Consider the following 8,439-nt stretch of genomic DNA (forward strand, 5'->3'; position numbering starts at 1 on the left):
GTCAGTATGCAAAGCACTGTCACGGCAATTATCGACGATTTATCGAGTGTTATTTTTGGCAAAAAACAACAAATAAAACTAGCACTCACCTGCTTATTCAGTGAAGGACATTTACTGATAGAAGATTTACCCGGTATGGGCAAAACTACGCTCTCACATGCACTTGCTGCAGTGCTAGGGCTGTCGTATCAGCGTATACAATTTACAAGCGATCTTTTACCTGCCGATATTTTAGGAACCAATGTATTTAACGCTAATGAGCACACGTTTACATTTCATAAAGGGCCGATTTTTAGCCAAGTTGTATTAGCAGATGAAATAAACCGCGCGGGCCCTAAAACGCAAAGTGCATTGCTTGAGGCAATGGAAGAGCAGCAAGTTACAGTAGATGGTACTAAGTACATGTTACCAAATCCTTTTTTTGTAATTGCCACGCAAAACCCGCTTTATCAGTCGGGTACTTACCCACTTCCAGAATCGCAGTTAGATCGATTTTTAATGCGTATAAGTTTAGGCTTTCCTCCTAAAGAGGCTGAAAAACAACTTATTTTAAACATTAAACCGCGAGACTACAGCCAATTACCACAAAGAATAGACGCTAAGCAGCTACAGCAAATTCAAACCTTAATTAACCAAATTGTGATAAGTAGCCCTGTAATCGATTATATTATTGAATTAGTAACACATACTCGTCAAAGCGCAGCATTTGCAGGCTCGCTCTCTCCTCGGGCAAGTATGGCGCTGGCCAAAGCGGCTAAGTCGTGGGCATTTATTGAAGGGCGCGAGTTTGTAACCCCTGACGATGTACAAGCTGTATTTGCAAGTGTGTGCCAACACCGATTAGGTTTGCATAACGAGTCAGGCGAAGCGCAAGTAAATGAAATCCTAAAAACCGTTGCTGTGCCAGTTTAACGTGTTATTTAAAAAAAAAGCCAAAAAGGTCAGTATATTAGGCGCATTAAAAAAGCGTATACTTAATAAACTACTTAAAAACAAGCATTCAAAGCAATCCATTACGCTTGCTCATAACAATATTTATGTAGTGCCCTCGCAGCTCGGCTTTTACTTTATTATTGTGGCTATTTTAAATTTTGTTATGGGCATTAATTATCAAAATAACTTAATTTTGGTGATGGCTTATTTAATGTTTGTGGTGATGATTATTGCCGTACTGCTTGGTTATACAAATGCCAAAGGGCTAAAAGTTGAATATATAAAAAGCTTTGCCAGCTTCTCACCAAATAAAGGCTCGGGTAAATTTATTTTAAAAGCCCCTACACTTACGCAATCAGTATCGCTTAGCTACTCGAGTGACCCTGAATATGCAAAGCACTTAGCGCAAGTTACGCCCAAAGACAGCGCTTTAATTATTAACCTACCTTATAATACCCGCGGTAAATATACCCTTGAACGTTTTAAAATACACAGTAATTACCCATTTGGGCTGGTAAGCGTGTGGAGTTATATACAACCCAATGACTCTGTTTACGTTTACCCTGCGCCAGAGCATTTATTAAACGACACTTACAACAGTACGTTTGAACACACAACGCAAACAGGCAGTATTAAAGAGCCCGGCAGCGAAGAGTTTGATGAGCTAATTACGCATTTACCAGAAATGGGATTGCAGCGAATTTCATGGAAACATTACGCTAAATCACAGCAGTTACTCGTAAAAGAATTTATAGATTATAAAAAGTCCGATATTGTTTTTGATTTTAACCTGCTAACGGGTAACACCGAGCAATGCTTGAGTCAGCTTTGCTTTTTAGTGTGTAATGCATGCGAAAACAACACACCGTTTACACTGATTTTGCCCTCAGCAAGTTACAAAACATCTAACGACACGCACGATAAATCACAGTGTTTAGTACTTCTGAGCGAATACGGCGGAGCAAATAATGGCTGAGCTATTAAATTACCGGGCAATTAATTTAGCAATGAGCTTTATATATGCCTGCTTATTTGCGTTTTATTTATCGCATATGCCCATACTGTTTATTGGGGTTTTATCGCTTTTATGTCTTTGGAACGTGTACTTAACACTGACTAACAACCCTAAACCTAACGCGTGGCTTGCAAATATTTTGGCCGGATTAGCTTTAATATTAATGATTTACACCATAGGTATAGGCGATACAGTCATATTGTTTGTTGCTATGTTATTGCTCTCTAGTATTTTTAAATTACTGCAGGCTAAAACAAAAAAACATTACCATATTATTGTCACACTCACGTTTTTTTCTATTTCATCGGCGTATTTGTTTAACCAAAGCATAATAACCACCTTAACCATGAGCGCCCTATTTTTACTCAACTTTGCTGTATTGAGCTTAATTGAATCTTCTCATAGTTTAAAATTAGCCTCTAAACAAAGTGCTAAGCTGTTATTTATTGCTTTGCCTTTAGCAATATTTTTGCTGTTGTTTTTACCTAAAATGCCTGCTTTTTGGCAGTTACCTGGGCCAAAGCTTGCTAAAACAGGGCTCTCTGAACAAGTAGACCCGTTTGATATTGCAAAGCTGTCTAATTCTGATGAACTGGTTTTTAGAGCGCGTTTTGATAACGACACGCCCGCCTCACCTTATTATTGGCGAGCACTTGTACACGATACCTTTGATGGTAAAGCGTGGAAAACATCTGATTTATTAAAATATAATAATCAAAGTGCTGATCCCAATAAACAAATTGCGATACAACATACCTACACTATTATTGCCGAGCCTGCTAATCAAAAATGGTTATATGGGCTTGGTTACGCAACCAGTAACAATAAAAATGTTGAAAGTAATGCGCTAGGGCTATTACGAAAAAAACAATATCAAGCTAAAAGCTTGCAGTATCAGGTATCAAGTACAGCACTGAGTACAGAGCAACTTTCAGATTGGCAAACCGCTTATTACACACGCTTAAATAACCAAACAAACCAACAAGCAGCCAAGCTTGCTGCCAAACTTAAACAATCAACCACCTCGCAAAGCGACTTTTATAATGCATTGCTTAGCTACTTTGCTAAACAAGAATTTAGCTACACGTTAACCCCCGAGCCTATGACCGGTGACAGCACTATCGATCAATTTTTATTTGATAAAAAGCGCGGCTTTTGCGGCCATTACGCCAGTGCAGCAGCGTATATTTTTAGAAGCGCCGGTATTCCCGCGCGCTTGGCCAGCGGTTATTTAGGTGGCGAAAAAAACCAAACAAATAACTATTTATCGGTTCGCCAATACGATGCACACGCTTGGGTTGAAGTGTATATTAATAATCAGTGGCAAATTTTTGATGCCACTGCGGTGGTCGCCCCTGAGCGTTTAAATGGTTCACTTTCGCAAAACGAAGAACTCAATGATGAATTTAAAAGTAATCTCGATTTTGGCTTAGTGAGCTTAAGTAACTTTGCAGCCGTTAATTGGTTAAGGCTCAAACTAGAAACCCTTGATTACCAATGGACCAGCTGGGTACTTGGCTTTGACGAAGAAAAGCAAAGCAACTTTTTAAAATCACTTTTTGGTAGTAAACATCTTTGGCTGGTCCCTTTAGCGGTTATTTTAGGACTTGCTTTTAGCTTTGCTGCTTACTTTATTTATTTAAATTGGCCACGCAATAAAAGTAAACGCCCGCCGTTAGTTTCAGAATTTGAGGTAATTAAGCACTGGGCAGATAAAAACGACATAGCGGCGCCTAGTCACTATTCACCTAATCAGCAGTTAATATACTTTGCTGAGCAAAGCCCTATTGCTGCGGAACCTTTAAGCGAATTTAGCTATTTATTTAACCAAGTGCGCTACGCTAAAAAACCTTTTACTAAAGAACGTAAAAATCAGGCTAAAGATCTGATAAAATTAATTAAATCTTCAAAATAGAGAAAACTATGAATGCGGTTGTTATAGGCGTTATTTTAATGCTTGGGCTCTCCTTAGCCCGTGTAAATGTCATTGTAGCTATGATAATTAGTGCACTTGTAGCTGGTTTAACAGCGGGTTTAGGGATAAAAGAAAGTGTTGATGCATTTAATTCTGGCTTGTCGGCTGGCGCTGAAATTGCACTAAGTTACGCAATGTTAGGTGCCTTTGCAGTGGCTATTTCAAAATCGGGATTAACCCGTATCCTCGCCGAAAAGCTATTAAACAAAGTGAATGCACAAGGTGCAGGCAGCGAAACCTTTTTAAGCTATTTTATTTTATTAATTATATTAGGCTGCGCTATTTCATCTCAAAATTTAGTGCCTGTGCACATAGCCTTTATACCTATTTTAATCCCCCCTTTGCTCGTTGTGTTTAATCAACTACGTTTAGACCGCCGCGCCATTGCTTGTATATTAACGTTTGGTTTAGCTACCTCTTACATGGTATTGCCTTATGGATTTGGTGGCATTTACTTATACTCTATTTTGCATAAAAACTTAGTTGATAACGGCCTAGACATAGTTAACACACAAGTGCCTATGGCAATGATTATTCCTGCCTGCGGTATGTTGGTTGGGTTAATTATCGCGGTGTTTATAAGTTACGCAAAGCGCCGTGACTACCAAGCGCAACCGTTAACAACACAAAGTAAAGCTAGCGACATTGAGAAACCAAAAAAAGTGATGATCGTGGGTTTGTTTGCTGTGCTTTCATCATTGGTTGCACAAAACCTAAGTGGCTCTATGATATTAGGCGGCCTTGTAGGCGTAATGATATTTAGTGTATTTGGTGTTGTTAAGTGGGAAGAAAACGGCGACGTATTTAGTAAAGGCGTCGCCATGATGGCAATGATTGGCTTTATTATGATTTCGGCTCAAGGATTTGCCTCAGTAATGAAAGCAACCGGTGATGTAGCAAGTTTAGTTCACAGTGGCGCGGCGTTATTTGATGGCAATAAGCCCCTCGCTGCGGCCTCTATTTTATTGGTGGGATTATTGATAACAATGGGTATTGGTAGTTCGTTTTCTACAGTGCCAATTATAGCTACCTTATTTGTTCCTTTATGTTTAGATTTAGGTTTCTCGGTTATGGCGACCGCGGCTTTAGTGGGTACTGCGGGTGCATTAGGTGATGCGGGCTCTCCTGCCTCTGACTCTACACTTGGGCCAACCTCGGGTTTAAATGCCGATGGTCAACATGACCATATACGAGATTCGGTGATCCCCACCTTTATACATTTTAATATTCCATTACTTATATTTGGTTGGATTGCGGCTATGGTGCTTTAACACCTCTGCACTATAGTGTGTATAATTCATTATTTTTAAGGTATGTATTCCATGCCTTTTTTATACCTCCCTATTTTGCTGACCTAATCTATATCTTTTTATAGATGCTAAGATTGCTTTTACAATTAACTAGTATGATGTGTTCTTTTGTGGTAATTAAATAAGCACCTAATAAAGGTGCTTATTTAATTAATATTTACTTATCAAAACCGTAAATCATTTTATCGCACACAACCGGTGTCGGTCTGTGGTCATCATCTACCGCTACAAAAGTAAAGCTGCCTGAAATAGCCGAGTGCTTATCATCTTTATGCATGGTTTCTAAACAAATATCCACATCCACTTTTAGAGATGTATTGCCCACATGCACAACTTTAGCAATTAGCTCAGCAAAAGTGCCCGCTGGAATAGCCTCTTTAAAATCAACTCTATCAGATGAAATAGTCACTAACGGCTTTCGGCAAAAGCGAGTGGCGGCAATAAAAGCAACCTCGTCCATCCATGCTAACGCATCGCCACCAAATAATGTGTTGTGATGATTAGTGCGCCCAGGAAACACCGTTTTAGTGACCGAGGTCGTTGAGTCTTCAATACGCTTTGCAATAATTGCATCGCGGTTAATGTCTGTCATAGTATCTACTTTTTATTAGCAAGCTTATCTTGCATCAATAATGCTGGGTCTAGGCGCTCGCCTTTCCAGTTAAAACGCCAATCAAGGTGTGGGCCTGTTACACGCCCTGTTGCACCTATTTCAGCAACTTTGTCGCCTTGGCTTATTGTATCGCCTACTTTTACATCTAATTTGCTTAAATGAATATATGTAGAGGTAACGCCATGGCCATGGTCAATAATAAGCGTACCGCCCGAGTAGTATAAATCGGGGTCAGCAAACACCACGGTGCCACTAATCGGAGCATAAACAGGCGAGCCGGTTTTATTGGCAATATCTAAACCAAAATGTGGGCGTCGCGGTTCGCCGTTAAAATATCGTTGGCTACCATAAACCCCCGATATACGCCCTTGTGCAGGCTTTAATACGGGGTCTAAAAAATACTGTAAATCAGAGTTAACCGCGCGCGCTTTACGTATTGCTTGCGCCTCACGGCTAATACGTGCGCTTACTTCTTTAGGGGGCGACACATACTTTTTAGCCACACCGGTGATTTTATCAATTTTATAATCACGTTTAGTGATCATTAAATCTTGCGTGTGTGTTTTACCGTTAGTATCTACCCACGTAAGGGCGTGTTTTGCTTTCGCGTCGCGACCAAAGCCAAACACAAAATCGCCAGAGTCTGATAACTTTAATGTTTTACCATCTAGCGATACCGACTTTACATTTTCAAGCTTGCCTGTCACTAAGCCGCCCTGCGTTAGGTGCCCTTTTAGCTCAAGCGCTAATGCACTAAAGCTAGTTGTGGTTACAAGCGCTGTGGCTAAAAGAGTTTTAAGCATAACTAATCGATCCCTTTCCTACGCCTTCATAGGCGGTAATTTTTACGTCTTTGTCGGGGTATTCTGCCTTAACTTGCTCAGCAAGGTGTTGAGCAATACATTCTACCGTTGTATCAACAGGTAAAATGTCACAGCGTGACTCGCTAATCGCCATTTCAAAGTAACCTTGTGCAGCGGTGTAGGCAAAACACACATCATCGTTTTTAGCGCTTATGTGTTTTAATTCGCTTGCAGCGATTTGGTCTTCACGCGTGGCTAAGTAAATATCTTGCCATTTTTCTGCCCATTGCTTTTGTAAGCGTGGCATAGACATACCATCTAAACTAATACCAATTTGCGAGCGATGGCCATGAATAATACGCTGACAGTTGCCATCGTGCTTTTTAAGGCCATGGCTGTAATGATAATAAAAACTTTGGCTGTGCTCTGGTTTAAGCGACAACTCAATTTTTTCAATGTTTCCTGGCAGTTTTGGTAAAATAGTGTCGATTAAAAATTCAGTCACTGATTCAACGCTAATTTCTGGTGCGTCTATCATGCAATAAGCTTGATGCGGAGCACTCATGGCTAAATGGTGGTTATCACCAAATGTGCAATCAAGCGTTTTGTGCGAATCAAATTCTTGTACTGTGCCATTTAAACCTTTAGCAATTGCTAGTTTGTGGTCTAAACAGTCGTCAATTATGCCTTTAATTTGCTTTTTAACTAAGCCAAAGTCTAACACCATAGACTCTTCATTTAGCTTGCCATGCAACGTTAAGTCAACAATCCAGCTCTCGCCAACGGCGCCGCGTTTGTTACATAAGTAAGAAAAATCAATCACTGTTAGTGAGTTAACAAAAAGGATCATAAACTTCCTTTAAACTGGTTATAAGTCAGGGGTAATTATAATGATTTCTGATTGTAATTGCGCGGTTTTATAGTGCAAAAAGCAATCGCCACTACTGATTGGCGATAAATCACGCAAAAAAGTGTTTTTTTCAACTGCTCCGAGTTGTTTAGCGTACAAGTGTACGCTAAAGTACTTGGCAATTTCTAAGCGAAGATAAGTGTTATGGAACCTAAAAATAGCTATACAAAAGAAGATTTGATCCTATGTGGTCAAGGTGAAATGTTTGGTGAAGGTAACTGCCGTTTACCAAGCGACAACATGTTAATGATGGACCGTATTACTTCAATCACTGCTGATGGCGGCGAGCACGGTAAAGGCCAAATTGTAGCTGAGCTTGATATTGACCCAAGCCTATGGTTTTTCGATTGCCATTTTAAAGGCGACCCAGTTATGCCAGGTTGTTTAGGGCTAGATGCTATGTGGCAACTCGTTGGCTTTTTCTTAGGCTGGTCTGGTGGGCCTGGTTTAGGCCGTGCTTTAGGTGTGGGTGAAGTTAAATTTACCGGTCAAATTTTACCTACCGCTAAAAAAGTAACGTACCGCCTTGATATGAAACGTGTAATTAAGCGTAAACTATTTATGGGTATGGCTGATGGCACAGTTGAAGTAGATGGCCGCGTAATTTACGAAGCAAAAGATTTAAAAGTGGGCTTATTTCAAGACACAAGCGCATTCTAAAATTAGTAATGTGTCCCGTCCTGAAATAGGTTGACGGTTTTAATGAAAGACTTGGTGCGAAAGCGCCACGTCTTTTTTATGCACTTGATTTGATGTTTTCATATCCAAACTTAAGTGCGGTCGCATTTCATTGTATATAAATATCGATTCTTCAACGAGCTGTTTTAACTCTGTCATATTGCGACATTTATACAGTAAAAACTCTTGCTTTAATATCCCG

9 protein-coding genes are annotated in these 8,439 nt (G+C 40.0%); 5 read left to right on the top strand and 4 right to left on the bottom strand.

What is annotated here, in order from left to right:
• Nucleotides 1-6: 6 nt before the first annotated feature.
• The 4 genes from PSI06_RS14650 to PSI06_RS14665 are packed head-to-tail and all read left to right on the top strand — an operon-like array spanning nt 7 to nt 5,194.
• On the top strand, nt 7-912 hold the full coding sequence (locus tag PSI06_RS14650) for an AAA family ATPase (protein ID WP_248530883.1): 906 nt from the start codon (nt 7-9) through the stop codon (nt 910-912).
• Nucleotides 896-1,909 (top strand): DUF58 domain-containing protein, encoded by a 1,014-nt coding sequence (locus PSI06_RS14655; RefSeq protein ID WP_407073076.1) that lies wholly within the window; start codon nt 896-898, stop codon nt 1,907-1,909. The genes PSI06_RS14650 and PSI06_RS14655 overlap by 17 nt, the downstream gene beginning before the upstream one ends.
• A complete protein-coding gene (locus PSI06_RS14660) occupies nt 1,902-3,863 on the top strand; it encodes a transglutaminase family protein (protein ID WP_273604083.1) in 1,962 nt (653 codons plus the stop codon). Before PSI06_RS14655 ends, PSI06_RS14660 begins: the two co-directional genes overlap by 8 nt.
• 8 nt (nt 3,864-3,871) lie before the next feature.
• Nucleotides 3,872-5,194, top strand: a complete 1,323-nt coding sequence (locus PSI06_RS14665) for a Na+/H+ antiporter family protein (RefSeq protein WP_054982498.1) — start codon at nt 3,872-3,874, stop codon at nt 5,192-5,194.
• Between the two features lie 196 nt (nt 5,195-5,390).
• Here the strand turns inward: PSI06_RS14665 and PSI06_RS14670 are convergent, their stop codons facing one another.
• From PSI06_RS14670 to PSI06_RS14680, 3 genes are read right to left on the bottom strand one after another with little or no spacing between them, the layout of a single operon-like run.
• Nucleotides 5,391-5,825 carry an acyl-CoA thioesterase gene (locus PSI06_RS14670; RefSeq protein WP_024033640.1) on the bottom strand — a complete coding sequence of 145 codons (435 nt, stop codon included), beginning with the start codon at nt 5,823-5,825 and terminating at the stop codon, nt 5,391-5,393.
• A gap of 5 nt (nt 5,826-5,830) precedes the next feature.
• Nucleotides 5,831-6,649: a M23 family metallopeptidase gene (locus PSI06_RS14675; protein ID WP_273604082.1), complete on the bottom strand. Its 819-nt coding sequence runs from the start codon at nt 6,647-6,649 to the stop codon at nt 5,831-5,833.
• Nucleotides 6,642-7,499 (bottom strand): 6-carboxytetrahydropterin synthase, encoded by an 858-nt coding sequence (locus tag PSI06_RS14680; RefSeq protein WP_024033642.1) that lies wholly within the window; start codon nt 7,497-7,499, stop codon nt 6,642-6,644. Before PSI06_RS14680 ends, PSI06_RS14675 begins: the two co-directional genes overlap by 8 nt.
• 204 nt (nt 7,500-7,703) lie before the next feature.
• On the opposite strand from PSI06_RS14680, the gene fabA reads away from it, so the two are divergent.
• Nucleotides 7,704-8,219 (top strand): bifunctional 3-hydroxydecanoyl-ACP dehydratase/trans-2-decenoyl-ACP isomerase, encoded by a 516-nt coding sequence (fabA, locus tag PSI06_RS14685; RefSeq protein ID WP_004586523.1) that lies wholly within the window; start codon nt 7,704-7,706, stop codon nt 8,217-8,219.
• 39 nt (nt 8,220-8,258) lie between these two features.
• Here fabA and PSI06_RS14690 read toward each other — a convergent pair.
• Nucleotides 8,259-8,439: IS3 family transposase (locus PSI06_RS14690; protein ID WP_337944267.1), on the bottom strand; the 181-nt coding region annotated here is incomplete at its 5' end.

The organism is Pseudoalteromonas sp. GABNS16E (assembly GCF_028598715.1).
Taxonomy (GTDB): domain Bacteria; phylum Pseudomonadota; class Gammaproteobacteria; order Enterobacterales; family Alteromonadaceae; genus Pseudoalteromonas; species Pseudoalteromonas atlantica.